This window comes from Enterococcus sp. AZ011, from assembly GCF_050548355.1.
Taxonomy (GTDB): Bacteria; Bacillota; Bacilli; order Lactobacillales; family Enterococcaceae; genus Enterococcus; species Enterococcus faecalis.
Genome location: NZ_CP172959.1, coordinates 2,420,471 through 2,446,598, shown reverse-complemented (window position 1 = coordinate 2,446,598; position 26,128 = coordinate 2,420,471). Strand labels below are relative to the sequence as shown.

Below are 26,128 nucleotides of genomic sequence, written 5' to 3'. Positions count from 1 at the left end.
AATGTATGGGTAGATATGAAGGAGGAAACAAGGAAATGAAGAAAAGAGCTTTGCTAGGGGTTACCTTATTAACATTCACAACATTAGCGGGTTGTACAAATTTATCTGAACAGAAAAGCGGCGAAAAACAAACAGAGGTTGCTGAAGCGAAGACAACTGAATCTGAAAAAGCACCAGTAAAAAATGTTATTTTTATGATTGGAGATGGCATGGGGAATCCGTATACAACGGGCTATCGCTATTTCAAAGCCAATCACTCAGACAAGCGTGTTCCCCAAACAGTTTTTGATACCTATTTAGTTGGGCAACAAGCCACTTATCCAGAAGATGAAGAAGAGAATGTCACCGATTCAGCGTCCGCAGCGACAGCGATGGCTGCTGGAGTGAAAACCTACAATAATGCTATTGCGCTCGATAATGACAAGTCCAAAACAGAAACAGTGCTGGAACGTGCGAAAAAAGTGGGGAAATCAACGGGGCTTGTAGCAACATCTGAAATAACACATGCAACCCCTGCTGCATATGGCGCACATAATGTTTCACGCAAAAATATGGCAGAAATCGCCGATGACTATTTTGATGATCAAATCGACGGACAACACAAAGTCGATGTGTTACTTGGCGGCGGCTCCGAATTATTTGCCCGGAAAGATCGTGATTTAGTCAAAGAATTTTCCCAAGCGGGTTATGGTCATGTCACAGACAAAAAGTCGTTAAATGAAAACCAAGACGACAAAATTTTAGGCTTGTTTGCACCAGGCGGGCTACCTAAAATGATTGACCGAACGGAAGAAGTTCCTTCATTAGCTGATATGACAGAAGCGGCTCTTCAACGGTTAGATAAAAATGAAAAAGGTTTCTTTTTAATGGTTGAAGGTAGTCAAATTGATTGGGCCGGGCATAGCAATGATATTGTTGGCGCGATGAGCGAAATGCAAGACTTCGAAGCGGCGTTTGAGAAGGCCATCGATTTTGCCAAAAAAGATGGTGAAACATTGGTGGTTACAACTGCAGATCATTCAACAGGGGGCTTGTCTTTAGGCAAAGGAGATCAATACAACTGGTTGACGGAGCCTTTACATGCGGCAAAACGCACGCCTGATTTCATGGCAGAAGAAATTATTAAAAATGGTAATGTGGAAAAAACAGTGACTGAGTATATTGATTTTCAATTAAGTGAGGCTGAATTGAAAGCAGTGAAAACAGCGTCGGAGTCAAAAGATGTTGAAAAAATCGCTCAGGCATTAAGAAAGATTTTTGATGAACGTTCGAATACTGGTTGGACTACTGGCGGACACACAGGAGAAGATGTAAATGTCTATGCTTATGGCCCACAAGCAGAAGCTTTTTCAGGACAAATTGATAATACAGACCAAGCGAAGATTATTTTTGGCTTAGTAGATGGCACCGGGCAAAAAGCTGAGATTAAAGATAAAGGTATTGGCAAATAACAAAATGAAGAAAAAGCAGAACGTATAGAAGTTCTGCTTTTTCTTCATTGAAGGCATAAAAATTTTATCTCTGTTATAATGAAGGTAACCAGATAAAAGTGAGGTCAAATAATGAAAAAAATGCATGTTGAAAGTGAATTTGCACCGTTACGTTCAGTTGTTTTAGCACAATCGCAATTTTGTTTACCAGATAAATTTGATGAAGCGGATACGACTTTTTTAACAGAGGAAAATGCCCGTTTAACACAGAATAATGAAGGGCGTGATTTAGCAGACTTTGCACCAGAACAACAAGTGCGTTGGGAAAAAGAAAAAGAAGTCATGCAAGGAGTATTAGAATATTATGGCGTAGAAGTATTTCGTCCACGTTTATTGACAACCTATGAAAAAGAACATGGCGAGGAATTGGGCGTAGGATATAGTAACTTCTTTTCACGAGACCCTTTTTTTACAATTGGCAATCTCTTAATAGAAGGAAACTTAAGATTTCAACACCGTCGACAAGAAATTTTACCAATTCGTCCGATTATTCAGCAGTGGACACAAGAAGCAGAAGGCTATTATTTTGCTGCGCCACAACCTGACATTTCTGAAGGGGCTCTAAGTGAAGCAGGTCCCTTTATTGAAGGCGGCGATGTTTTAGTTCTAGGAACAACAATTTTTGTGGGCTACTCTGGCTTGGCAAGTAACTTAGCAGGAATTCAGTGGTTAGCCAATATGATTGGTCATTTTGGTTATGAAGTGGTGCCGGTTCGGTTACATCCGCATATTCTCCACTTAGATTGTGCGTTAAGCTTGTTGAGAGAAGGCCTGATGATTGTTTGTGAAGAGGCCTTTTTGGATGGACTTCCTGCGCAATTAGCCAACTGGGAAAAAATTCACGTTACTTTGCAAGAAGCAGCGTATTTAGTGACAAATGGTCTACCGCTTAACGAAGAAACGTATATAACGGACCAATCGTTTACAACCTTAATTCCTCAAATAGAAGCAAAAGGTATCAAAGTTGAGGCAATTGATTACCATGTTTCTAGAATGTTAGGTGGTTCTTTCCGTTGTACAACGCAAGCTTTGATTAGAGAATAGTCAGCGAGTGATTATCAATTTTCGTAAGAAAAAATGTACGTTTTGTCTATGAAAACGATATAATTTTAGTTTTCACTATTTTTTTTTAAAATATTGAGGAAATTTTGATTTAATAAATGCGAGAAAACGTCAAAATGTTAGTATTTGCTACTAATATTTTGACGTTTTCTCGCTGTTTTTTTATAAAATCACCACTTTATATATAAAAAAAAACGATATCTTTTTTGAAAATTACGTTTTCAAAGACACAAAAAGTCGTTGGAACCTTGCTGTTATAGTAAATTCATTTTTTTTGCATGAGGTGTTTAAAATTTGAAATCACAAGCAGTCTTTTTTTCGCTATACTTAGTTTACGTTCTACTGAGATAGAAAAGTTTTTCACTTTTTTATTCATTAATTAACCAAGATATAAAGGAGAGAGTAAAATGAAGAAAAAAACATTGGTAACTTTATTTGCAGGAACAGCTATTTTAGGGGCAAGCATCGCTCCTGCAGCAGCGCATGCAACAACGACTGGTACAACACCAGCAAACGTAGAGATGACAAGTGGTTCATTACCAGGCGGTACGGGTGATGGAGATGACGGAAGCACACAAGAGCCAGGACCAGGTACGAATACTAACTTTGATTTGTTATATGTTCCAACAGAATTCAAATTTGCTTCGACAGAAGTTAGTTCTGATTTATCAGCGATTTCGTTAGATGCGACAGGTACCCAAACAAAACGTTATGGTGTCGGGGATGTTCGTGGAACACAAGCGGGTTGGTCAGTTACTGCCGGCGTTGCTGAAATGAAAAACGGTACTGCTACGTTAGAAGGTTCAATTACCTTTGCACAAACAGGAGCGGTAGCGAAATATGATGAAACAACAACAAAATACTCACGTGATGTGGCTGCCTTTGCAGCAGATCCAGGAAGTCCTGAATTTGCTGGAACAACTATTCCAGTAGGTGGAGCAGCTGTATCAATTGCTACAGCAGCAGTTGGTAAAGGTCAAGGTACATGGGATTCTGAATTATCAAATGTAAAATTAAACATTACAACACCTAGTTCACAAATTACAAATGGTGCGTATACAGGTAACGTAACTTGGACATTAGTGGCTGCGCCATAAACAGTTACTAACGAGAATACTGCATTACTAGAAAAGGAGCTGCGCAGTGGTGCACGGCTCCTTTTCGATACATAGGAGGAACAAATAATGAAGACAATGCGCTGGCTAATCGTCACAGTTTTTATTTGTGTGATGGCATTAAGCATCCCTTCTGCTGTACAAGCAGAAGAAGCGGATGACAACATGAATACAAAATTTACAGTTAAACCCAATATTCCTGAGAATCAAGCGAAAAATACGCAATCCTACTATGATCTCATTGTAAAACCAGGACAGAAACAAGAAGTCGAATTATCATTAATTAATAAAACAGATGAAGAATTGACGATTGATTTAAATTTGGCGAATGCTGTGACGAATGACAATGGTTTAATTGTGTACAATGATTTCGAGAAAAAACCAGATTCAAGTTTAAAAGTACCTTTGACAACATTAATTAAATTACCTGAGGAACATGTAAAAGTTCCCGCTAAGAAAACCGTAACAGCCAAAATGACTGTCGAAATTCCAGCGAATGGTTTCCAAGGATTAGTTTTGGGTGGTGTTTATGCTTCGCTTGCAGAAGATGAAAAGGAAGAAAAAGGAAAATCAACGGGTTTAACCAGTCGATATGGATTTAATGTAGCAATTGCTTTACGAATGTCAGAAGATACACCGATGTATCTAGCAGAGACTCTTCAATTAGTTAAATTAGTTCCGACCATTGCTTTAGGAAATAAATCGGTCCAAGCGGTTATTCAGAATCCGACATCCGCTATTTTTCCTGAAGTACGTTTAGAAGGAAAAGTAACGAAAAAAGGCGAAACGAAAGAATATGCCAAACGGATTTTACCAAGTGTTCGTTTTGCGCCAAATTCGACGATGAACTTCCATTTAGATTTCGGGAAAGAAGATGTTCGTCCAGGAACCTATATTTTTGAAGGAAAAGCGGTCTTGAAAGAAGATGAACAACAAGTGTGGCCGTTTAAGCAAGAATTTACCATCAGTAGTCAAGAAGCCAAAAAATTAAATAAAGAAGCAGTAGTGAAATTGGTCCTACCGACTTGGTGGAATCAAGCTTTTTATGGCTTGTTAGCTGCAACAATTGTGAGTCTAATTCTAGCTATTTGGCGTTTTACGCAACAGAAAGCAACACTGAAACAACAAGCCTATTTACAACAAGAAAAACAGGCAGCCTTGAAAAATAGACAAGGAGTGCGCGATGATGACAGCGAAAAGTAAAGGATCACTTCTGGTGACATTGGGAATACTTTTAACCGTCAGCATTGCGATTCTGACCGCTTCTTCTGAGAGCTTTGCAGAAGAAGCGGGACAAACGAATATCGGTGTGACGTTTTATGGAGGGAAGGCACCCCTAAAAACGAAAGTTGGCACTAAGTCAACAGAACAACCAGTCACTAATAAAGATAAAAAAACGTCACAACAACAAGACAAAGTGAGCAGAAAAACCACTGCTAAAACGAATCCGAATAATGCACAGACGTCATTACCAAGGACAGGTGAACGAAATAGCACGTGGCTTTACAGCCTTGGTATTGCATGTTTACTCGTAGTACTAACAAGTTTCTATTATTTGAATAAAAAAAGGAAAAAGAAAAAATAATGTGCTGTTTTTATAAACAGAGTCAATTGTAGAAGGAGGAATATAGATGGAGATTACGATGTGGATTTGGATTTGTGCTGGCTTGGCCGTCCTTTGTTTTGCTTTGTTTTTACTGTTCTTAGTAAATAGCATGAATTTTGTTCATCAAGCAAAGCCTAAGCAGTCTTTAGTAAAACAATCAATGTTTAGTTGGCTGCTTCTGGTGATGTGTGGCGGCTGGGTAGCGGTGGCTATCTTGCTGAATATCGCATTACAAACACAATTAACATAAAGAAAACCCGTTGTAAGTTTTTAAGAAACTTGCAACGGGTTTTTGTTAACTTTAAAATAAAGAACGGTACAATTTATCAAAAAAGTACAGTAGACATTTGTACCCAACTTAGATAGAAAATAAAGCGCTATCATTATATGATGATTACAGGAGGAGGACACAGCTGTGAATTATAAAATAAGTTATCTCCTTGACGAGTATGCAGGGCAAAAAATTGCGCTCTCTTTGGCTCAACAAATAACCGATCTTTCGCAACGAGAATTAGTGACACAACTTTCGACAATAGGCGGAGAAGTTCAACAGAATACCGTCAGCATTCCAAACCTTTCCGCAAATGAATGGGGAAAACAACTTTTTCAACAACATCAAGTGATTTATAGCGAAACAGAAAGACAAGCACTTATTTTTTTGCTCACTTATTCAGAAATCGAAGAACTATCGGTGTATCATTACCAAAATTTTTTAGACGTTTCGAAAGGCACTATTTTAGCGGATATCAAAAAAGTACGACACCAACTAGCAACTGAAAACATTGCTTTATCCTACGAACGAAAACGAGGGTTTTACCTAGAAGGAGATGAATTTCGGATTCGTCGTTTCGGGAAAAATTGGCTTGCCCGCCTCTTACAACAAAAGTCGGGCACCTTCGCTTTATTTTGCTGGCTCAGTCAGCATCAAATGAGCCAATACGCAAAAATACGTGACGGCATTCAATTAGCCGTCCAGGAAGCGCAGCTTCAACTGGTACCCAGCAGATTGGATGAAATTAGTTACTTTCTTGCTTTTTCTCAAAAAAGATTAGGCAAATATGGAACAGTCGTCTGGCCTGAGAACCAGTTAATTCAGTCCTTACGCGCTTATCCCGTCAGTCGTCGTATTTTAAGTGATTTAGTTGGGCCTGTGGCGAATATAGAAACTGAGAGTCTTTTTTTCACGATTTGTTTAATGACAGCCTTGCAAGGAGAATTGCGAGATACGAAGTTAGAGTTTTTATTAGATATTTCTGGTGAAATTATTCGGAAAATGGAATTATTGGCCGTTGTTCAATTTGAACAGCCTCGTGAATTGCTCATGAATGTGTATTATCATCTGGTTCCTGCCTATTTTCGGATTAACTATGGCTTTTACTTACCAAATGTTTTAATCAAGGATATTCGACAATCGTATCGGTCGCTTTATCATCTTTGTGAACAAGCGTTAGCTCCTTTAGAAAAATTAACGAAACGGTCAATCCCGTCAGAGGAAATCGGTTTTTTTACCATATTATTTGGTGGAGAAATTTTCGGCCAAAAAAATGAACAGCGGCAAGAAAAGCTAAAAGCGCTAATTGTTTGTCCCAGTGGCATCAGTTCTTCGTTGATTTTGCAATCGGAATTGCGTCGGCTATTTCCAATGATTGAATTTAAAGAAACGAATGCGGTGAGGGAAATAGAGAATGTGTCTGAAAAAAGCTATGACATCATTTTCTCAACGGTCCCTATTGAAACAGCCAAAAAGGTTTATCTTACCAAGCCCATTATGAGCTCTTTGGAGAAAAATCAATTGATGCACCAAGTTCAATCAGATTGGCTATTGCCAGGTATTTCCATGCCAGATGTTAAAGATATTTTAGATGCGTTAAAACCTTATATTTCCTTAAAAAAAGGAGTCACAGAAGCGCAGTTATATCGTGTCTTGCATCGTAAAATGAACAAAATTTTAGAAAAAGAGGAGGATCTGCGTCCAATGTTATCGGAATTATTAACAACAGAAACAGTCCAAGTCCTGCCTGAAGTTGCAGACTGGCGAGCGGGAATTACAGAAGCTGCCAAGCCGTTATTAAAAAATGGCAGTATTACGGAAAAGTACATTGATGCGATGATTCAAAAAGTCGAATCGTTTGGGCCATTTATCCATATCTGTCCAGACGTAGCATTGCCTCATGCGCGACCAGAAGATGGCGTTAATCAATTAGGTATGTCATTACTAAAAATCCAAAAAAGTGTCGATTTATTAGAAGATCCTAAGCATGAAATTCACCTTTTTATTTGTTTAGCTGCTTCAGATAACGAAACACATTTACGGGCCTTATCTAGTCTGACAAAAATTCTATCAAAAAAAGAATCATTACATCGCTTAGTGGCGGCTGAAACCGTCCCAGAAATACTATCAATTATCCAAGAAGGAGAGAAATAAGATGAAGATTTTTACAGTTTGTCAAAGTGGTTTAGGAACAAGTTTTATGGTGCAAATGAATATCCAACAAATTTTAGAGGAAGTCGGTGTTGATACAGATAATTTTCAAATTGATCACACAGATGTCGGGAGTGCCAGTGGCGATATGGCTGATTACTTCTTTGTCGAAAAAACATTGCAAGATGCTTTAGGGTCAATTCCTGCTGAAAAAATCATTCCTTTAAATGCGATTATTGATTACGATGAAACGAAGGAGAAAGTCTTGAAAGTTTTAGATGACAATGGCATTGCACATCAATAAGAAGGAGGAAAAACATGGAAACTTTATTGAATTTATTTGTTTCAATTGTTAGCCAGCCAGCGATTCTGGTTTCATTAATTGCTTTGTTGGGATTAGTTTTACAGAAAAAGAAATTTTCTGATGTTGTTCAAGGAACGTTGAAAACATTCGTCGGCTTCTTAGTTTTAATTGGTGGCGCAGGGCTATTGGCGAACTCATTAACGCCCTTTGCGGAGATGTTCCAAACCGCGTTAAATACACAAGGCGTGGTGCCTAGTAATGAAGCAGTTGTAGCGATTGCCTTGCAACAATATGGGACACCAACTGCTCTGATTATGTTGGTGGGCATGGTTGTTAATATTCTGTTGGCGCGTTTTACACGTTTTAAATATATCTTTTTGACAGGTCAAGCGATGATGTACGTTTCGTGTTTGACAGCCGTTATTTTAGTGGGGGCCGGTTTTAGCGTTAGTTTGCCAATGATTCTTTTAGGTGGTTTATTTGAAGGAACTTTATTAACAGTGACACCTGCTCTTTGTCAGCCCTTTATGAAACAAATTACTGGAAATGATAAAGTAGCAATGGGGCATACAGGGAATATTGGTTATGCGGCAAGTGGCTTTATTGGAAAAGTCTTTGGGAATAAAGAAAAGTCAACGGAAGATATTAAAATTCCTAAAAGTTTTGGTTTTTTAAGAGACTCAACCATCTCAATTATGATTTTGATGTCGATTGTCTATGTGATTTTGGCTTTGCTGGCTGGGACAGGCTATGTCGAGCATGAGTTAAGCAATGGCGAAAATGCGATCATCTTTTCATTAATTCAAGCAGGAACCTTTACGGCTGGTTTCGTTGTGGTTTTACAGGGTGTGCGGATGGTTTTAGGAGAAATTGTGCCAGCTTTCCAAGGAATTGCTAAAAAATTAGTGCCTAATTCTAAACCAGCACTTGATGTTCCCATTATCTTTCCTTATGCGCCAAATGCTGTCTTGATTGGGTTCTTTGTGAGCTTTATTGTGGGAACTATTTCAATGTTAGCGATGGTTGGTCTGAATACCACCGTGATTATACCAGGCGTTGTCGGGCACTTTTTCTGTGGTGCCGCGGCAGGCGTTTTTGGAAATTCCACAGGGGGACGTCGGGGAGCGATTTTAGGGGCTGCGTTTAATGGCTTATTAATTAGTTGGTTACCGTTATTCATTTTACCAGTCTTGGGTGATCTACAGTTAGCATCCTCAACGTTTGCGGATACGGATTATTTAATCCCAGGCCTATTTTTAGGCAAATTAGGTGAGGCAGGTCCGAGTCTTTTAGTAGGAGGAATCATTGCTTTTGTAGTGGTTGTTCTTTTGGCTAGCGCTGTTTTGACTATGCGGGAGAAAAAAGTCGCCGAAGAAAACTAAGTGTTTTGTTCTAAAAAGGCAAGTGGGACAGAAGTCGTTTTGACTTCTGTCCCATTTGCCTTTTACCATTGTTCTTGGATAAATTGTGCAATTTGTTTCCGCGCTTGTCGTCCTTCTGGCAAGTACTGTTTCATTGCGAAAACGTGTTGCATGCCAGGCACCAATCGGCAAGTATCTTGTGGTCGTGGCCCTAATTGTTTTAAAAATTGGTGATAGGAAGGACAAAAAACTTCATGTGTGCCGCCCACGAAAAAAAGTGGCGGAAATTTTTGATAATCAAAGGACAAGCAATTTAAAGAAAGCGTGGAGTGATTAGCCGTGTCATCAATCTCTTGGGCAATTAATTGTAAATAGTTCATGCCAATCATTTTGTCCTTTTTTTGATAACTTTTGGCAACGGGAATGTCTAAATGTCCATCTAACCAAGGAGAAATTAAAACAGCAGCTTTGGGTAAGCGTTCAGGGAAATCGGTGGCTAAATTCTGCAATACGTTTAAAACCAATGTACCACCAGCAGAATCACCTAATAAAATAACATCTTCGGGATCATAATGCTGTAAAATTTCTTGATAAGCAGCATAGCAATGATTATAAATATCAGCAAAAGACTTATTTGGTGCTAATGGATATACAGGGATAAAATAATCTGTTGCAAAAGAGAGATCTTCAATTAGTTTATAACTAAAGTCTAATTGGCTATAGGCGAGATTCAATGTAAAGCCCCCACCATGCAGGTACAGTACAGCTTTCTTAGTAGGCGCAATAACGGAGTTTGACATGCGATACATCGTAGGAAATTGAGTCATTTCTTGAAGAGGAAAAAGATGACGTAAATGTTTTGGCAAAGTTACTTGTTCATTTAATGATCGTTGCCAATGATAAAAAGCCTTGGTGACTTTCGGATTTCGTTCAAGTCGAGCAATTTGGGAAAGACGTAAAGAATCTTCAAAAAGACAGGCTTTTAAGGATTTTTGACGAGAACGTGCGTGAAACAAATATGCGCTAGCTAACAACAAACCAATCGATTTCTTTTTCAATTAAGGCCCTCCATTCAGCAAAAAGTAAATCATTTTTTCTACAGTATAACATTTTAAAAGTAGAACAACGAAATTTGTTGAAGGGATGAAAGGACGGTTTAAACGAATGTACGTATTTATTTGTGGTTGCGTAAAGTAAATGATTGTAGTAAATTAAATGAGATTAAGAGGTCCGGTGAATGTGCGCGTTCACGGCAAGGAGAGAAGTAGGATGACAAATAAAAAGGTTACAATTAAAGATGTTGCCAATGACTCAGGTGTCTCCATTACTACCGTTTCACAAATTTTAAACGGGAATGGGGCACGGTTTAGTGGGAAAACGGTCGAAAAAGTATTGGCTGCAAAAGAGCGATTAAACTATCAGCCCGACTATTTTGCGCAACGTATGGTGATGAAAAAAAGTAAGACGATTGGCGTAATCGTACCTGATATTACTAATCCATTTTTCGCGCAATTGATTCGAGGAATTGAAAGTGTTTTATACAAAGAAAATTTTATACTGATGTTATGCAATGCGGACCAAGACGTTACAAGAGAACATGAATATTTAACAGAGTTGATTCGTCGTAGTGTCGATGGCTTTGTGATTGCAAGTTCTGAAATTTCCAATCAAACGATTAATGAAACGCTACGTGCGAAAAAGATTCCGTTTATTGTACTTGACCAAAAAAAAGCAGAAGGCTTTAGCGATGCTGTTTTGACAGACGATTATAGAGGTGGACAACTAGCAGCAAAGCATCTACAAGAGCAACGACATGAACAGGTCAGCGTGGTAATGCCGCCACATGCGCCAGTCAATATTCAGCAACGGTTAAAAGGTTTTTGTTCTGTTTATACGGAAAAGGTCCAGTTAATCGAAACAGAATTATCAAAAACTGGCGGCTACCAAGCTGTCCCCGAAATTTTAAAAACAGAGAGCACCGGAATTTTTGCTATCAATGATGAAATTGCTTTTGGTTTATATCGAGGATTAGCAGAAGCGGGCAAAAAAATTCCTGAGGATTATAGTATTATTGGTTATGACAATGTTGATATGTGCGAGTATGTTTCGCCGCCGCTAACAACAATTGCTCAACCTGTTTTTCAATTGGGGCAAACTACGGCGACTCTATTATTGGAAAGAATCCATCAGCCTGCAAAAGATTGGGAGGAGCAAACCTTGCCTGTCCAACTGATTGAACGATTTTCGACAGCACCCTTGAAATAGCTTTCAAGGTGTGCTATATTTTTGTTGTGGAATTAAAACGTTTTACTAAAACGTTTTAATTAGAATGAAAAAATAAATTTTATTGAGGTGGATGAAAATGAACGCGGTTACAATTATCGGAAGTATCAATTTAGACACAACATTAAGAGTCAAAGAAATGCCAAAACCAGGCGAAACAATTCACGCCATTGAACATTTTACAGCAGGTGGTGGTAAAGGAGCAAACCAAGCAGTTGCAGCGAAACGTTCAGGCGCAGAAACATATTTTATTGGTGCTGTGGGAAATGATGGCGCTGGAGCTATGATGACTGATTTAATGAGTCAAGATGAAATTAATTTAACTGGGGTCACCACTTTAGAGAAAACAGCTACTGGCCAAGCCTTTATTATGGTAGATAACGCTGGTGAAAATAGCATTATGATTTACGCAGGAGCCAATAACGCCTTTACGCCAAAACAAGTCCAGGAACATCAAGAAATTATTGAAAAAAGTGATTTTGTGATTGCCCAATTTGAAAGTGCGATTGATAGTACGATTGCAGCGTTTAAAATTGCTAAAAAAGCAGGCGTCAAAACGATTTTAAATCCCGCACCTGCGTTAGAACAAGTTCCTGAAGAATTACTAAACGTGACAGATATGATTGTACCAAATGAAACAGAAACCGAAATTTTAACAGGCATTAAAATCACAGATGAAGCGAGTATGCGTAAAGCCGCAGAAGCACTTCATCAATTAGGGATTGAAGCAGTAATTATTACAGTAGGTAGTAAAGGAGCCTTTTATGACGTCAATGGACGAAGTGGTATTGTGCCTGCTTTTAAAGTGAAAGCGGTTGATACAACGGCTGCTGGCGATACTTTTATTGGCGCATTAAGTAGTATATTAGAAAAAGATTTTAGCAATTTGGAAGAAGCTATTCGTTATGGAAACAAGGCGTCCTCGTTGACTGTTCAACGTTTTGGAGCCCAACCTTCGATTCCTTATCAACACGAATTGGTAGACAAATAAAAAGGAGCGAGCGACATGAAAAAAACAAAAGTTATTAATTCAGATATTTCCCGCGTCATCGCACAAATGGGTCATTTTGATAAATTAAGTATTGGTGATGCAGGCATGCCAGTGCCTCGGACTACAGAAAAAATTGATTTAGCAGTTACCAATGGCGTCCCTAGTTTTATGGAAGTTTTAAACAATGTCCTTGAGGAATTGGCAGTTCAACGAATTTATTTAGCAGAAGAAATTAAAACAGAAAATCCTGACATGTTGACAGCAATTAAAACTCGTTTACCAGAAACTCCCATCAGTTTTATTCCTCATACAGAAATGAAACAAGAATTAAACAACTGCCATGCATTTATTCGGACGGGGGAAATGACTCCTTACGCAAATATTTTATTAGAAAGTAACGTTGTCTTTTAAACGAGAGAGGGGAAATAAAGATGAATGCGACTGCATTATTAATCGGTTTAGGACCGCTTTTAGGTTGGGGGCTTTTCCCAACAATCGCTTCCAAAATTGGTGGTCGTCCAGTGAATCAAATTCTTGGTACCAGTTTAGGAACATTAATTTTTGCCGCTATTTTTTCAATGATTAATGGTTTGGCTTTTCCAGCGGGCATGGATTTATTCTTTTCAATTTTATCTGGTGTCGGTTGGGCCTGTGCGCAAATCATTACGTTTAAATGCTTCACGATGATTGGTTCATCACGTGCCATGCCAGTAACGACCGCGTTCCAACTTTTAGGTGCTTCTCTCTGGGGTGTCTTTTTCTTAGGAAACTGGCCAGGTGCGACAGCTAAATTGTTAGGCGCATTTGCCTTAGTGCTAATCATGATTGGTGCCAAAATGACGGTCTGGTCGGAAACGGAGTCCGCTGAGAGTGCTGGGATTATGAAAAAAGCAGTTCTTCTATTAGCCGTTGGTGAAATCGGCTATTGGGCGTACTCTGCAGCACCACAAGCGACGGCAATTGATGGCATGCATGCCTTTTTACCACAAGCAATAGGCATGGTAATTGTGGCAGTTATTTACTCAGCAGTTGTCACTATTAAGGGTGGGGAAACATCCCCATTTATAGAAGCTGTTTCTTACAAACAAATTTTTTCAGGCTTTTTCTTCGCCTTTGCAGCGTTAACTTATTTAATTTCAGCGCAGCCAGATATGAACGGCTTGGCAACGGGCTTTATTCTATCCCAAACATCAGTTGTGCTTGCAACGTTGACAGGTATTTGGTTCTTAGGTCAAAAGAAAACAGCCAAGGAAATGACCGTAACGATTATCGGCTTAGTTTTGATTTTGGCAGCAGCTACGATCACAGTGATGATTTAAAAAAGTATTCAACGACCTATTATTCAGGGCGTTGAATACTTTTTTTTATTTGTTCTAAAAATAATGCAGCAGCTGTGGAAAGAACCGTATTTTTGCGCCAAATTAAACTAATTTTGGCTGTTAAAGCAGGATATAGCGGGATAAAACGTAAATTTGTTTGCTTTGTTTCTAGAATACCATCAATGCTTAGGGCGCTACCTAGCCCAGCTTCTACCATCAGTGAAGCGTTGTAAAGTAAGTTGTAGGTCCCAACGATTCGGAACTGATCTAGACTTGCTTCGAGCCAATCAGAGAGTTGGCTCGGAACTTGTGCTTGTCGAGAAATAAATAAAGGTTCTTCTTTTAAATCGGCTGCAGTAATAACATTTTTAGTGGCTAAGGGATGGTCCTTTACAGTAATTAAGCCCCATGTATCTACAATTGGTAATGTTAAATAGCTATATTTTTGTTTAGGTGCAGGCTCAATAATTAAACCAAAATCTAATAATCCTTTGTCTAGCCGTTCTATTACATCATCTGCATTCCCACTGTATAAATGAAGGTGAATATCAGCTGAGTGCTGGCTTGTTATTTGTTGTAGTGCATTCGCTAAAAAAGACATAGCTTTTGTTTCGCCGCCACCAATCGTGATTTCGCCATTAATGAATTCATTTTGCGACAAGTTGGTGACTGTTTTATTCGCTAAGCTTAAAATATCTTGCCCTTGTTTAGCTAAATATTCTCCTTCAGGTGTTAGTTGTATTTGTCGATTTCCTCGTATAAATAATGTCACGCCTAATTCTTCCTCTAATTCTTTTAATTGCTTAGATAATGTTGGTTGTGATACATGCAATTGTTTGGCTGCGCCACTAATCGTTTTTTCTTGGACCACTGCTAAGAAATAGTGAATCACTCGTAATTCCATTACTTTCCCTCCTATAACTAAAACGCATACTTATCTATTTATTATAAGTATTAGACAGAGGAGTTGTCACGTATTACGATAAATTTAGCAAAAGGAGGCGATTAGGAATGCTTACAAAAAATCTCCAAGAACTAATTGCAACAGGTAGCATTGATAAAGATGAACCACTATTTCAACTTATTCATCAGATTCAAGAGGAAAATAGTCGCTATTTAATAGAATTAAATCAACAAGCCTATACACATAATGAAGTAAGGAATCTTCTTGCCACGATTATCCAAGACAAAATTGACGAAACCGTTACGATTTTATTGCCTTTTTATACAGATTTTGGACGCAATATACATTTTGGTAAAAATATTTTTATTAATCGGGCAGCTATGTTTGTTGATTTAGGGGGCATTATAATTGAAGACAATGTTTTAATTGGTCCGCGCGTTAATCTCTTAAGTGTCAATCATCCGGAACTGCCAATGAAACGGCGAGGTGTATTGCTAGCACCGATTACCATTAAAAAATTTGCGTGGTTAGGCGCGGGTGTCACTGTTTTACCAGGTATTACGATTGGTGAAAATGCTATCGTAGCAGCTAATGCGACTGTAACTAAAGATGTGCCAGCTAACGCTATTGTTGCAGGAACACCAGCTAAAATTATTCGTTGGATTCAGGAAGATAAGGAGGAAATATAATGAAATCATTATCAGAAAAAGTTATTGTTATCATGGGCGCTTCCAGTGGAATCGGTGAGGCAACAGCCCGTTTACTCGCCAGAAAAGGAGCGAAGTTAGTCATTGCAGCACGTCGACAAGAACGTTTAATTGCTATAAAAAAAGAACTTCCTGAAGCAACGATTCTCGTGCAACAAGCAGATGTAACGAAAGAAGAGGAAGTTCAGCGTGTAATCAAGCTTACAATGGAAAAATATGGACGAATTGATGTTCTTTTTAACAATGCAGGAGTTATGCCAACGGCGCCTCTTATTGAAGCACCAAAAGGAGAATGGCGTCAAATGCTAGATATTAATATTATGGGTGTTTTAAATGGCATTGCGGCAGTTCTTCCAATTATGGTTGAACAAAAATCAGGGCAGATTATTGCTACTGATTCTGTGGCAGGACATGTCGTTTATCCAGATTCGGCTGTCTACTGTGGAACAAAGTTTGCTGTTCGAGCAATTATGGAAGGATTGCGACAAGAACAAAGAGAGAATAACATTAAATCAACGATTATTTCACCAGGTGCTGTACAAACAGAACTTTATCAAACAATTTCTAATCGAGTAGTAGCTGAAACGTTACATCTAGAACAGTTAAGTTGGGGCTTAAAGGCGGAAGACATTGCGCAAGCAGTGGTCTTTGCCATAGACACGCCAGATCGTATGTCAATCAGTGAAATGGTTGTTCGCCCGACCACACAAACGATTTAATTTAAAAAGTATTCCTAGAAAGGAATACTTTTTTTAATCGTGATTGTTCGTTTTTTACAGAATTTAGAATTTGATATTTACTTATTTGTTGGTTTATTATATGATTAAACACGTTGTTTCATTAATAAATTGAATATTTTACGAACATTGTAAAATGTTTAGATTTTAGGAGGACGGAACATGAAAGAAAAAATAAGTTCATATTTTGAACTTGAACAATTGAATACGAATATGAAACGAGAAATGTTAGCTGGTTTCACCACATTTATCTCAATGGCGTATATTTTGTTCGTTAATCCAACCGTACTTGGTGCTTCTGGCATGGACGAAGGCGCTGTTTTTACTGCCACCGCTTTAGCGAGTGCCTTAGGTTGTATTTTAATGGGTGTGTTGGCGAAATATCCGATTGCGACAGCACCAGCTTTAGGAATTAATGCATTCTTTGCTTATTCAGTCTCTGTTGGTATGGGGATTCCTTGGCAAACGACATTAGCAGGCGTTTTTGTGGCTTCATTGATATTTATTTTAATTACAATTTTTAAATTACGCGAGCTAATTATTGATGCAATTCCTGCAGACTTGAAATTTGCCATTTCAGGTGGGATCGGGTTGTTTATTGCTTTTCTTGGTTTAAGCCAAGGTGGCTTAATTGTGGCTAATGATGCGACACTCGTTGGCTTAGGACCTTTGAATGTTGGTTCAACGTGGGTTACCATTGTCGGCTTAGTCGTAACTGCAATTTTGTTAGTTCGTCGAGTACCGGGTGGTATTTTTATTGGGATGGCGATTTCAACGATTGTTGGTTTAGCGACAGGCGTTATTCCAATGCCTGATAAGATTATTTCAAGCGCGCCAAGTTTAGAACCAACATTTTTAGTGGCGTTAGGACATGTGAAAGATATCAATACGATTCAAATGTGGGTCGTGGTTTTAACGTTCCTATTAGTAACATTCTTTGATACGGCTGGTACGTTGGTGGGCTTAGCCAATCAAGCAGGTTTTATGAAGGACAATAAAATGCCGCGTGTGGGGAAAGCTTTAGCCGCTGATTCAACAGCGATGTTAGCTGGTTCTCTATTAGGGACATCGCCAGTTGGCGCATATGTCGAATCATCTGCGGGGATTGCTGTGGGTGGTCGTTCAGGAATCACAGCTATTACAACCGGGATTTTATTTATTTTCAGTTTGCTATTTTCTCCTTTGTTAGCAGTTGTCACTTCGCAAGTTACAGCACCAGCGTTGATTATTGTTGGTGTTTTGATGGCACAATCCTTAAGCAAAATTAAATGGAACGAGATGGAAATTGCGATTCCTTCCTTCTTAATCTTGTTAGGAATGCCATTGACATACAGCATTTCAGATGGGATTGCCTTAGGCTTTATCTTCTATCCAATTACAATGATTGCGGCAAAACGTGGGAAAGAAGTTTCGCCAATTATGTATGGCTTGTTCTTTGTTTTTGTCGGATTCATGTGGATCCTGAATGCGCAATAAGCAAGAGAGAAAGTTATCAAATAGTTGATTCATAAGACAATGAACTTATGAATCAACTATTTTTTTTCGACTAAGCACTAGAAAAACGCCCCTTATTTGATGTATAATTTGCAAAGACATTGACCTGTGAAGATACAGGAACAGAGAGGAATTAATTGAGTGAAGTATACAGAAATTATGATTTCAGGTAGTAGTTTCTGCTGAAATGTATTGAGAATACTGGTTTTTAATGTCTTTTTTCGTACAGTAAATAAGTTCAAAAAGCAATGATTGTTAGCTCTTGTGTTAGCGGTTGTTGCTTTTTAAATACTTAAATATGTTTTGTTATTAAACAATATGCTTTCCTTATAGTAAGTATCAATTCATAAAACTAGTTATTCACAATTGTTATTAAAGAGGTAAAATCCGAAAATATGCGAATATGCATTGTATATTATAATTTTAATGTGATAAAATAAATATTTTAAAAATTATTTTTGTTAGAATTTTCATTGATATAAAAATAGAAAAATTAATGATAGTTGTTTTGTTATTAATTTTTTTGTTTTTGTTGTCTAATCAAAGATTTTTAGATTTTTCAGTATAAAAATACGTTTTTTAATTAGAATAAGATGAGTTTTTGCTTGAAAATTGATTGGATAGTGGTAAAATAATTTCATCAATATTGATAAAATTATAACGGAGGTGTATTAAAATGAATGTTGAAGAAGTTTTAGTGTCGCAAAAAACCCCAAATGCAATTAATGAAGAGACTGAATTATATGGGTTTGGGTATGGTTCTGTCGTTGAGAACATTACTGTCTCTAAAGGTGGAGGCGGTGGTGGAGGCGGCGGCGGTGGCTGTTGTTGTTGTTGCTGCTGTTGTTGTGGGGGTGCCACAGGATTAGAAGAATAGAAACTTCATAAGGTAAGTGGACGCACTTACCTCTTTACATAATCAATTAAAAAGGAGTGAAAAAATGTATAAAGTAAACCCTTTTATATGGCATGATCTTAGTGAAAAAGAAACATTCTTTCAAACAAAACTATCTTCGATAATTATTACTAATAAAAATTTAGTTAGAATGTTAAAAGATTTAGAAAAAAATGAAGTAATAAATTTTGAGGAATCTCTATTATCTAATTATTTTAGGAGCAACATGATTAATAATGTACTGGTCTTTTTAGAAGAAAATAAATTAATTAAAAAGCTAGATATAGAAAATAATAAGGTTAATGAGGTTTTGGTATATACCGATGATTCTGAATTTTCTGAATTATTCGATTACGTGTTTTCCGAAAAATTTACAATTAGTCATCAGAGTAGTATTTCCCACTTAGAGTCTAAAAATATGGATGGTAAATTGCTTATAGTATTTTTAAAGGCTTTCAATTTTAAAGAATATGAAAATATTGTAAATATAGCCAAGGAAAAGAATGTAGTCATTAAAATAATTTTTAGCTATAATCATCATATTTATTTTTCGAATTTCTATAAAAGGGAATGGTACAATCCATGTCCAATATGTTTTTTTTCTGAACTAGAAAGCCAATTAAGAGGAGAAATAACTTCTGATACAGCTAATTTTCAGACAATTATAGATTTACTTTATACAAAATCACAAAATTTTGCTATAGAATACCCGTTGCAAAAGGATGATTATTTTACGATAGTTTATACCATAATGAGGAATTTGGATAGCGATTTAATGAAATGTGACTTAGATGAAGTTTTATCTATTGATTTAAATAATCATTTAGTTACAAAAGATATTGCTTATCATTGGGGGTATTGTGATTGCTATGAGTGATTATTATTGGAATGAATATAGGAATGTACTATTAGATGAAGCATATTTAATTGATACGTTAAAATATCAACAAAGGGTAGTGAATAAACAAGTAGAAGAGAATAATTTAGATGAATTGAGCGATGTTTTAGGTCTTTATAATGTGAAATACTCGGATATTAGGTTAGCAGTATATTCTTTTGATGAGTTACCTGTCTTTATAAAAACGTTAGTTAGTGATTTACAAAAAAATTATGCTTCCTTTATATATAAAGTTAGTATGCCAATACTAGCCATAACAAAAAAAATAGGGAATGTAAATACTGGTTGTTATTCTTTTGATTTTAAAAATAATTTTTTGATTCTATATGAAACTGATGTAACTAAGATTAGAGAAATAGTAAATGATAAACTGGTATTAGCTTTTTTTTTAAACATAGAGGATGCAATTTGTTTATATAAAAAAAAGGCGTACACAAATGGTATAAAAGAAATTGGTTATGTTTCTAAAAGCAGTCAATTAGCGATTAGTAAAGAAAAAAACATAATAATAAACGAAATGCTAGTACCAGAGCAACAACTGACAAATGGATTAGGTATAAACTTGAGAAAATGTTTGTTAATGGAAGCTTTAATTTTAGAGGTGTTAACTAATGATATTCACGAATAAAAGTTCCTACGGTGTGAAAAGTGATATGTTTTTATCAAATATAAATATTGGATATGTGAATTTTTCACGTGTCAAGATTAAGCAAGGAACGACAGCAGGTAGTGCTTTCTCAGTTGACGAAAATAAACAGTTATCACTTATTAAAAGTTATAATGAATATTTAGAAAGACTTTTCTTAGGGATACCATTAAGTACAAATAAAACTATTTCTTCTGTAAATTTAGAAAAAAATATTGTAAGTAGCAGAAAATATTCAGAATTTGGATATGGAAATCATGAGTTCGGATTTAATGATACGACAGGAACTTCATCTGGAAAACTTTCAGAAGTAATAATCCAAAAGGCACTAACAGAATTGATTGAGAAAAATGAAGTGTTTTGTTTTTGGTATGGTTTGAAAGGGGAAAAGTTAAAACAAGATAAAGAAATTCATGACTTAATTAATGATTATAATTTTATTTCAAATATGTTTAAAATTTATGTAGTTCGTGAACTTAGTAATTATTCAACAGTGATCGTGATGGGGTTTTTAGAAGGGAAATTACTAACCTCAGGTGTATGTTGTAGTATTACTATGGAACAATCTCTAATTTTAGCCTTGAAAGAAGCTAAGGGAATAGAGTGGCAAACTTTTAATAATCCCTTAGCAAAAGCAAATAAATTTTCTGATAAATTGCATAAACAAATTTTAAAAAAAGTAAAGTTTATGGATGAAACATACAAGGTTATTACAAAAGATTCTATACAAGCTACGAAATACATTGAAACTGCTGATTGGATTAACCATGTTGAGATCTCCGTAATTGGAGATGACATAAATAGAGGAGTTAAAACAATAAAATGTATATCCAAACAGTTACTAAATTCTGTACCAATTAAGATAAACATTGAAAGACAAAAAGATAAAGAGATTATTAAGAGATATTTAATTGATTATTCTATTGATTGTCCTATCCAATGATAGAAAGGAGAATACTTTTGAAAGGTTTTTTAAGAAATAAGGTGAATTTTGTTTTAAATGAGGATTTATTTATGTCACATCACTATAACGTATATATAGAAAAATATTCTAAAAGACCTATCAAAGCCTATGAGGTTGATTTAAAGAATAAAAGGCAGCATATTCTTTCAACTTTAGGAGAGTATTTGGAGCGAGAAACACTCATCAACGAAAATTCACCAAAAGAGCATACGGTTATTGCTACGAATTTAATTGATGGAAGCATTAAACAAGTTAATCTTGATATGATTTTGTTTAAGAATAGTTTTGTTGATTCTTCTGGTATGGCCTCGCATAAAAAATCAAAGCCATTAATATGGACAGCGTATAAAGAATTCTTTGAAAGACAGAGCTATATTACTAACTTCTTGTTTCATACTAAGGCTCAGCAATTAAATATAGATAAGATAGAAGAAATAAAAAAAATAGACAGATATTTGACTAATTATTTAGACAATGTCAAATATTATAATATATCTTTAAGTAAGAACCTTTACGTGGTACTTGCCGTTGGGTATGGTGAAAAATACAAAGCAGTGGGTTTGGGAACTAGTCAATCAGCAAGAAAAGCAGTAATAAAATCACAAAAAGAAATATTACAATATTTTGCTACATCGCATTCAAAATATAAAGAAGGAAAAGTTAGTCAAGGCTCTGGATTAGTAATTGACAATAAGGACATTTATCATGACTATTTTGATAGATTGAGCTCGAAAGAAGTTAAAGATTTATATGCATATCTTGAAGGTAGTGAATTTATTATTCTGAATAATGAAGAGAAAATAGAAAAAGTTAGTCATACATTTACTATCAAAAATATAAGTAATTCTCTTAATATGTATCCGTATATTACAATGTTTGAAAATAATCATGCTAAGAATGTGAAAGTAGTGAAGGTATTTGACCCAAAGTGGTTCCCCAACATGGCACCAAGAAATTTTTCGAAAGAAATAATATTAAATGTAGAGAATATATTAAAATTAAAAAGAAAAAATTTTTCAGAACTGTTACCATTTCCGTAAGGAGGAGTGAAAATGTTTATCTCAGTTAAATCATATGCATTGTTTAATATTAAAATGTTACTGAAAGATAAAATTCCTTTATTGTGGTCAATAGCCTTACCTGTAATTACTTTTTTTATGAATTATAGAAGTGTAACAAATGAATGGGAATTGGCATATTGGTGGGTATATATTGTTGTTTGTTCCTATGTTTATGGAGTAGGAGTTTACGCATTACAATTAAAGGAATATGGAAGCTTAAAAACAATTTTTTCAATAAATAATTCACCTTGGGCATTTTTTTTAGGCAATCTATTAACGCAAATTATGTTTAGCTTTATCAGTGTAAACTTACTTAATTTGATTGTGGTTATTTTACTACCATTATCGTTTCTCCGTCTTTTTTTATATAGCTTTATTACTATTATAGCGTGTTTACCAGTTGCATTTTTTAGTTACAATTTAACTCTAATAAAAAAAGTGCATGCTAATACTATAAATTCAATATTTACAATGCTAATTTTTGGTTTATTTATATTGTTAAATACGAATATAGAGTTAAATAAATATAACCCTCTGTCAATTTTATCTAATGTTTTAATTGAACATAAAAATATGGATGTCTTCAAATATGTTACTTTTTCAATATTTTTAGTTTTTATTAGTATGTATTCTATAGTTAAATTTGAACCGATTTCAAATGAAAGAAGGTAAAGCTATGATCGAAATAAAGGATTTAAATATTCCTTATGTAGATAAAAAAATAAGTATGAATATTTTAAAAGAGTATAATTTATTTACTGGTGATAATGGTAACGGAAAAACCTTACTATTAGATTACATTTCAGGAGTAAAAAAGGCAAAAAGAACTGTAATTAAAGGAAATGAAAGTATCATATATATTAATCAAAACATATATTTTTCTGATCGTTTATCAGGAATGGACTTTCTGAAATTTAGTTATGGTTTGGACGGAAAAAAAAGTATTCAATCTTTTTATCAATTAAGCGATAAAATTCTTAAGCGTGAAGATATTGATAAGTTGCTTAAAAAACAATGGGGAATGCTTTCAGGAGGGGAAAAAAAGTTCCTTTATGCTCTTATTTTGATGTCTTTAGAAAGAGAATGGTATATTTTAGATGAACCGTTTGCTTTTGTAGATAAGAAAAGAAAAAAAATGTTATATAAGATTATAGATATTAAAATATCAGAAGATAAGGGTATTATCTTAACTACTCATGAAGAAGATGAAGTAGTATTACAATCAGTTAGCAAGGTTTTTGAAATATAACTGTAAGAAGTAGTGTCATCATTTTAGAATATTTAATGTTGTACGATAAAAAAATGAATTATAATAAGCTCAGACTGTAGTTTAAATTATAGTAAATATAAAATAATTATGTTTTTGTATAGTAGTTTTTTTGAAAGTATAGATAGTACTGGTTGATTTGCAATGTTTTTTTTGCAAAGTAATTAAGTTCAAAAAGTAATGATTTCTAGCTTTTGCGTTAGTGGTGCTTGCTTTTTATTAAAGCAAGCAAACTGTGGAGGTCAAGTCTCTATTAAAATAATAGGAATCTTAATTTTAATTTCTATATTGGAGTTGAATAAAAATAATAAAAAAAGGAACAGTCATTGCATAGTGCGCCCCCAAAGTTAGACTAAAAAATCTAACTTTGGGGGCGCACTACATTGTTAATAGATAACTGTTCCTTTTTTATTTAGTAAATGAATTTTCGCTTGTACATAATAATATAAAGAAGACATAAAAACTAGTTTCCGCTAGTTTTTATATCAGATAGATTGTAATAGAAGTTATGAACTTCTACCAAATAATTATAGCAAAAAAAAATTTGATCATGTGAATGAAATACTTACTATCATTCTACGTTTTTTTGCGTGAATAAAAAAATAATAGACATTTTTAAAGGTATTTAGTATTGAAAATTTGAAGTATTGTAAGCATGACATTACAATAAATTAACTTAGTCTAAAAAATTTTTTGTGTTTGAAAAATATATAGAAAAAAACGATTATTTTCTATAGAAAAGACTGATTAATTAAACTAATATTGGTTGAGTAGAAATGGAGCTGTGCTATGAACTTTAATGTTTTTTTAGATGAAGATCAAAGATACAAATATTATATTGTAAAGTTGCTTGAGTTGAAACAAAATACATTTTTTTCTCAAGCGCAATTGATGGAGGCATTAGGAGTTTCAAAATATAAAATAGATAGATTTTTAAAAGATATTGAAGAAGATAGTGAATTGTTAAACTTACAAATCAGCATAGTTGTAGATACTTCAGGAGAAATAAGAGCACAAGGTTTTAATAACTTAGTAACTAAAAAATTACGATTGTATTATTTGGAGCAGAGCAAGCAGTATCAATTATTATATGAAATGTTAGTTGGTAGCAATCAAAGTGCGGAATCATTAGCTACTAAATTATATGTTAGCCGAGCTTCTATTTACAATGAATTAAAAATCTTGAAAGATAATTTAAAAATTTATGGACTTAAAGTTAAAAATTTGAAAATAGTAGGACGAGAGCTAAAGGTACGCTCCTTTTTTTTCTCGCTATTTAATGATTTTTATTGCGGAATAACTAAGCCTTTCTCTCAAAAATTAAATAAAAGAATTAATAGCTTCAAAAATTTACTATTAGTAAATAAAAATATTTATCCTACAAAAGTACAAGAATATCGACTTGAACTTTTTATTGGTATTTCCTTTATACGAAAAGAAAAAAACTTTTTTCTAGATGAATCTGTATTAGATGTTCCTGAGTTGGATTTGTATCCTTATTTTAAGTTATACGGTAGCAGTAAAAATAAATCTAACCTAGATACCCAAAACGAAATACAAAATATATTCTTTTTTTGTTACACAGAGAACTTGATTAATGATCTACAATGGAAGATAAATTTTAAAGATAATAAAGAAGCATTAGATATTAGTGGAAACTTTGTAAAGGAGTTAGAAAAAGTTGTTATTTTAGACATTAAAATTAAAGAAAAAATAAGAAAAGAAATATTTAGAATTAATCAGAAGTGGTTGTATTTTCACTTTAAAGAGGCAACCTTTGTATTCGAGAATCAAAAAAGTTATTTTCAAGAAATATATTTTAAATGTGATTCAATTGTACGTACTTATTTAGGTCAGAGTTCATTAGAAAAATTATTTGAAGATAAAGAAGAAAAAGTGAAAGTATATTATGATTATTTATTTCTATTAACTACTATAGTTCCAGCAAATTTTATAGAAGAAGTGATTTATGTATGTGTGGACTTTTCTCATGGAAAATTTTATAACGAATTTATCCAAAATAGTATAAGGTCATTTAAAAATTTGAACATAGTTTTTGAGCATAAAATTACAAATGAAACGCAAATTTATATATCCGATTTTGTTTTAGAGGGTATAAGATGTCGGCAAGTAATTTGGAAAAATCCACCTGGGCCAAATGAATGGAAATTGTTTGGTGATCTAATTGTCAAATTGAAAGGAGGTGAAACATGAGTAAATATTTTCTATTTAGTTATCAACTAGTAGCTCCATTAATGTTATTAAATATATCGACCGATACTTTTCAAGAGTTCATTAGTAATGAACTCATACAAGTTGCTCAGGTGATAGATAATCAAGCAGAACTACATTTTGGTGATAATCAAAAGAAAACTTCTGAAAAACCAGAAGTACAAATAAAAAAGGAAAAGAAAAATATTGAAATAGAAAAGAAAAAAAAGAAGAATAGGTTTGATGATGTTGATAAAATGATAACTATTTTAGAAAATCCGCCGTACTTAATTGAAAAAGATTCAGAAGAAAGTATTTTAGGAAAAGTTTTATTTAATCTTTCTGGAACAATGCTTTATGGATCTAAAGCAGAGAGAATTTATTAAATGAA

At 34.8% G+C, this 26,128-nt stretch carries 27 protein-coding genes; 25 read left to right on the top strand and 2 right to left on the bottom strand.

What is annotated here, in order from left to right:
* Window positions 1-5: 5 nt before the first annotated feature.
* The 9 genes from IGL36_RS11830 (at window position 6) to IGL36_RS11790 (ending at window position 9,381) form a co-directional block, all read left to right on the top strand.
* The gene (locus IGL36_RS11830; protein ID WP_430608812.1) at window positions 6-1,451 is read left to right on the top strand and encodes an alkaline phosphatase; all 1,446 of its coding nucleotides are present in this window, start codon (window positions 6-8) and stop codon (window positions 1,449-1,451) included.
* Window positions 1,452-1,562: 111 nt separating this feature from the next.
* A complete protein-coding gene (locus tag IGL36_RS11825) occupies window positions 1,563-2,534 on the top strand; it encodes a dimethylarginine dimethylaminohydrolase family protein (RefSeq protein ID WP_002397622.1) in 972 nt (323 codons plus the stop codon).
* Window positions 2,535-2,959: 425 nt separating this feature from the next.
* Window positions 2,960-3,649 carry a WxL domain-containing protein gene (locus IGL36_RS11820; protein WP_002368346.1) on the top strand — a complete coding sequence of 230 codons (690 nt, stop codon included), beginning with the start codon at window positions 2,960-2,962 and terminating at the stop codon, window positions 3,647-3,649.
* Window positions 3,650-3,736: 87 nt separating this feature from the next.
* Window positions 3,737-4,870, top strand: a complete 1,134-nt coding sequence (locus tag IGL36_RS11815) for a DUF916 and DUF3324 domain-containing protein (RefSeq protein ID WP_002397621.1) — start codon at window positions 3,737-3,739, stop codon at window positions 4,868-4,870.
* Window positions 4,851-5,252 (top strand): LPXTG cell wall anchor domain-containing protein, encoded by a 402-nt coding sequence (locus IGL36_RS11810; RefSeq protein WP_002397620.1) that lies wholly within the window; start codon window positions 4,851-4,853, stop codon window positions 5,250-5,252. Before IGL36_RS11815 ends, IGL36_RS11810 begins: the two co-directional genes overlap by 20 nt.
* Window positions 5,253-5,298: 46 nt before the next feature.
* Complete coding sequence (locus tag IGL36_RS11805) at window positions 5,299-5,523, top strand: hypothetical protein (protein WP_002397619.1); 225 nt, start codon at window positions 5,299-5,301, stop codon at window positions 5,521-5,523.
* A gap of 165 nt (window positions 5,524-5,688) precedes the next feature.
* Window positions 5,689-7,698 (top strand): BglG family transcription antiterminator, encoded by a 2,010-nt coding sequence (locus IGL36_RS11800; protein WP_002397618.1) that lies wholly within the window; start codon window positions 5,689-5,691, stop codon window positions 7,696-7,698.
* Between the two features lies 1 nt (window position 7,699).
* Window positions 7,700-7,999, top strand: a complete 300-nt coding sequence (locus IGL36_RS11795; RefSeq protein ID WP_002367331.1) for a PTS sugar transporter subunit IIB — start codon at window positions 7,700-7,702, stop codon at window positions 7,997-7,999.
* A gap of 14 nt (window positions 8,000-8,013) precedes the next feature.
* Window positions 8,014-9,381 (top strand): PTS ascorbate transporter subunit IIC, encoded by a 1,368-nt coding sequence (locus IGL36_RS11790; RefSeq protein WP_002355097.1) that lies wholly within the window; start codon window positions 8,014-8,016, stop codon window positions 9,379-9,381.
* Between the two features lie 62 nt (window positions 9,382-9,443).
* Here IGL36_RS11790 and IGL36_RS11785 read toward each other — a convergent pair whose 3' ends face one another.
* Window positions 9,444-10,418, bottom strand: a complete 975-nt coding sequence (locus IGL36_RS11785) for an alpha/beta hydrolase (protein WP_002365272.1) — start codon at window positions 10,416-10,418, stop codon at window positions 9,444-9,446.
* Between the two features lie 211 nt (window positions 10,419-10,629).
* Here IGL36_RS11785 and rbsR point away from each other — a divergent pair, with 211 nt between their 5' ends.
* The 4 genes from rbsR to rbsU all read left to right on the top strand — a co-directional run bounded on the left by rbsR (window position 10,630) and on the right by rbsU (window position 13,953).
* A complete protein-coding gene (gene rbsR, locus IGL36_RS11780) occupies window positions 10,630-11,625 on the top strand; it encodes a ribose utilization transcriptional repressor RbsR (protein WP_002371708.1) in 996 nt (331 codons plus the stop codon).
* Between the two features lie 91 nt (window positions 11,626-11,716).
* Complete coding sequence (rbsK, locus tag IGL36_RS11775; protein WP_002397614.1) at window positions 11,717-12,634, top strand: ribokinase; 918 nt, start codon at window positions 11,717-11,719, stop codon at window positions 12,632-12,634.
* A gap of 15 nt (window positions 12,635-12,649) precedes the next feature.
* Window positions 12,650-13,045, top strand: a complete 396-nt coding sequence (gene rbsD / locus IGL36_RS11770) for a D-ribose pyranase (protein WP_002355102.1) — start codon at window positions 12,650-12,652, stop codon at window positions 13,043-13,045.
* Between the two features lie 20 nt (window positions 13,046-13,065).
* Complete coding sequence (rbsU, locus tag IGL36_RS11765) at window positions 13,066-13,953, top strand: ribose/proton symporter RbsU (protein ID WP_002355103.1); 888 nt, start codon at window positions 13,066-13,068, stop codon at window positions 13,951-13,953.
* 19 nt (window positions 13,954-13,972) lie between these two features.
* Here rbsU and IGL36_RS11760 read toward each other — a convergent pair whose 3' ends face one another.
* Entirely contained in the window at window positions 13,973-14,857 is an 885-nt protein-coding gene (locus tag IGL36_RS11760; protein WP_002365269.1) for a LysR family transcriptional regulator, read from the bottom strand.
* Between the two features lie 107 nt (window positions 14,858-14,964).
* Between IGL36_RS11760 and IGL36_RS11755 the strand changes: the two genes are divergently transcribed.
* The 12 genes from IGL36_RS11755 to IGL36_RS11700 all read left to right on the top strand — a co-directional run bounded on the left by IGL36_RS11755 (window position 14,965) and on the right by IGL36_RS11700 (window position 26,123).
* Window positions 14,965-15,546 carry a DapH/DapD/GlmU-related protein gene (locus IGL36_RS11755; RefSeq protein ID WP_002355105.1) on the top strand — a complete coding sequence of 194 codons (582 nt, stop codon included), beginning with the start codon at window positions 14,965-14,967 and terminating at the stop codon, window positions 15,544-15,546.
* Entirely contained in the window at window positions 15,546-16,283 is a 738-nt protein-coding gene (locus tag IGL36_RS11750; RefSeq protein ID WP_002359155.1) for an SDR family oxidoreductase, read from the top strand. Before IGL36_RS11755 ends, IGL36_RS11750 begins: the two co-directional genes overlap by 1 nt.
* 180 nt (window positions 16,284-16,463) lie before the next feature.
* Window positions 16,464-17,777 carry an NCS2 family permease gene (locus IGL36_RS11745; protein WP_002355107.1) on the top strand — a complete coding sequence of 438 codons (1,314 nt, stop codon included), beginning with the start codon at window positions 16,464-16,466 and terminating at the stop codon, window positions 17,775-17,777.
* Window positions 17,778-18,471: 694 nt separating this feature from the next.
* Window positions 18,472-18,672, top strand: coding sequence for a hypothetical protein (locus tag IGL36_RS11740; RefSeq protein WP_002365266.1), 201 nt, complete (start codon window positions 18,472-18,474; stop codon window positions 18,670-18,672).
* A gap of 64 nt (window positions 18,673-18,736) precedes the next feature.
* A complete protein-coding gene (locus IGL36_RS11735) occupies window positions 18,737-19,567 on the top strand; it encodes an McbB family protein (protein WP_002365265.1) in 831 nt (276 codons plus the stop codon).
* On the top strand, window positions 19,560-20,216 hold the full coding sequence (locus IGL36_RS11730) for a hypothetical protein (protein ID WP_085443165.1): 657 nt from the start codon (window positions 19,560-19,562) through the stop codon (window positions 20,214-20,216). The genes IGL36_RS11735 and IGL36_RS11730 overlap by 8 nt, the downstream gene beginning before the upstream one ends.
* A complete protein-coding gene (locus IGL36_RS11725) occupies window positions 20,200-21,177 on the top strand; it encodes a hypothetical protein (RefSeq protein ID WP_002399541.1) in 978 nt (325 codons plus the stop codon). Before IGL36_RS11730 ends, IGL36_RS11725 begins: the two co-directional genes overlap by 17 nt.
* Before the next feature lie 17 nt (window positions 21,178-21,194).
* Window positions 21,195-22,238 carry a YcaO-like family protein gene (locus tag IGL36_RS11720; RefSeq protein WP_010711509.1) on the top strand — a complete coding sequence of 348 codons (1,044 nt, stop codon included), beginning with the start codon at window positions 21,195-21,197 and terminating at the stop codon, window positions 22,236-22,238.
* A gap of 12 nt (window positions 22,239-22,250) precedes the next feature.
* A complete protein-coding gene (locus IGL36_RS11715; RefSeq protein ID WP_002365261.1) occupies window positions 22,251-22,931 on the top strand; it encodes a hypothetical protein in 681 nt (226 codons plus the stop codon).
* Entirely contained in the window at window positions 22,918-23,508 is a 591-nt protein-coding gene (locus IGL36_RS11710) for an ATP-binding cassette domain-containing protein (protein WP_002365260.1), read from the top strand. The genes IGL36_RS11715 and IGL36_RS11710 overlap by 14 nt, the downstream gene beginning before the upstream one ends.
* 807 nt (window positions 23,509-24,315) lie before the next feature.
* A complete protein-coding gene (locus IGL36_RS11705) occupies window positions 24,316-25,740 on the top strand; it encodes a helix-turn-helix domain-containing protein (RefSeq protein WP_142477162.1) in 1,425 nt (474 codons plus the stop codon).
* Window positions 25,737-26,123, top strand: a complete 387-nt coding sequence (locus tag IGL36_RS11700) for a hypothetical protein (protein WP_142477160.1) — start codon at window positions 25,737-25,739, stop codon at window positions 26,121-26,123. The genes IGL36_RS11705 and IGL36_RS11700 overlap by 4 nt, the downstream gene beginning before the upstream one ends.
* The last annotated feature ends 5 nt before the right edge of the window (window positions 26,124-26,128 follow it).

Excerpts from the sequence above, each read along its gene's own strand:
- IGL36_RS11830 (WP_430608812.1), top strand. The coding sequence starts at position 6 with ATGGGTAGATATGAAGGAGGAAACAAGGAAATGAAGAAAAGAGCTTTG.
- IGL36_RS11825 (WP_002397622.1), top strand. The coding sequence starts at position 1,563 with ATGAAAAAAATGCATGTTGAAAGTGAATTTGCACCGTTACGTTCAGTT.
- IGL36_RS11820 (WP_002368346.1), top strand. The coding sequence starts at position 2,960 with ATGAAGAAAAAAACATTGGTAACTTTATTTGCAGGAACAGCTATTTTA.
- IGL36_RS11815 (WP_002397621.1), top strand. The coding sequence starts at position 3,737 with ATGAAGACAATGCGCTGGCTAATCGTCACAGTTTTTATTTGTGTGATG.
- IGL36_RS11810 (WP_002397620.1), top strand. The coding sequence starts at position 4,851 with ATGATGACAGCGAAAAGTAAAGGATCACTTCTGGTGACATTGGGAATA.
- IGL36_RS11805 (WP_002397619.1), top strand. The coding sequence starts at position 5,299 with ATGGAGATTACGATGTGGATTTGGATTTGTGCTGGCTTGGCCGTCCTT.
- IGL36_RS11795 (WP_002367331.1), top strand. The coding sequence starts at position 7,700 with ATGAAGATTTTTACAGTTTGTCAAAGTGGTTTAGGAACAAGTTTTATG.
- IGL36_RS11790 (WP_002355097.1), top strand. The coding sequence starts at position 8,014 with ATGGAAACTTTATTGAATTTATTTGTTTCAATTGTTAGCCAGCCAGCG.
- rbsR (WP_002371708.1), top strand. The coding sequence starts at position 10,630 with ATGACAAATAAAAAGGTTACAATTAAAGATGTTGCCAATGACTCAGGT.
- rbsK (WP_002397614.1), top strand. The coding sequence starts at position 11,717 with ATGAAAATGAACGCGGTTACAATTATCGGAAGTATCAATTTAGACACA.
- rbsD (WP_002355102.1), top strand. The coding sequence starts at position 12,650 with ATGAAAAAAACAAAAGTTATTAATTCAGATATTTCCCGCGTCATCGCA.
- rbsU (WP_002355103.1), top strand. The coding sequence starts at position 13,066 with ATGAATGCGACTGCATTATTAATCGGTTTAGGACCGCTTTTAGGTTGG.
- IGL36_RS11760 (WP_002365269.1), bottom strand. The coding sequence starts at position 14,857 with ATGGAATTACGAGTGATTCACTATTTCTTAGCAGTGGTCCAAGAAAAA.
- IGL36_RS11755 (WP_002355105.1), top strand. The coding sequence starts at position 14,965 with ATGCTTACAAAAAATCTCCAAGAACTAATTGCAACAGGTAGCATTGAT.
- IGL36_RS11750 (WP_002359155.1), top strand. The coding sequence starts at position 15,546 with ATGAAATCATTATCAGAAAAAGTTATTGTTATCATGGGCGCTTCCAGT.
- IGL36_RS11745 (WP_002355107.1), top strand. The coding sequence starts at position 16,464 with ATGAAAGAAAAAATAAGTTCATATTTTGAACTTGAACAATTGAATACG.
- IGL36_RS11740 (WP_002365266.1), top strand. The coding sequence starts at position 18,472 with ATGAATGTTGAAGAAGTTTTAGTGTCGCAAAAAACCCCAAATGCAATT.
- IGL36_RS11735 (WP_002365265.1), top strand. The coding sequence starts at position 18,737 with ATGTATAAAGTAAACCCTTTTATATGGCATGATCTTAGTGAAAAAGAA.
- IGL36_RS11730 (WP_085443165.1), top strand. The coding sequence starts at position 19,560 with ATGAGTGATTATTATTGGAATGAATATAGGAATGTACTATTAGATGAA.
- IGL36_RS11725 (WP_002399541.1), top strand. The coding sequence starts at position 20,200 with ATGATATTCACGAATAAAAGTTCCTACGGTGTGAAAAGTGATATGTTT.
- IGL36_RS11715 (WP_002365261.1), top strand. The coding sequence starts at position 22,251 with ATGTTTATCTCAGTTAAATCATATGCATTGTTTAATATTAAAATGTTA.
- IGL36_RS11710 (WP_002365260.1), top strand. The coding sequence starts at position 22,918 with ATGAAAGAAGGTAAAGCTATGATCGAAATAAAGGATTTAAATATTCCT.
- IGL36_RS11705 (WP_142477162.1), top strand. The coding sequence starts at position 24,316 with ATGAACTTTAATGTTTTTTTAGATGAAGATCAAAGATACAAATATTAT.
- IGL36_RS11700 (WP_142477160.1), top strand. The coding sequence starts at position 25,737 with ATGAGTAAATATTTTCTATTTAGTTATCAACTAGTAGCTCCATTAATG.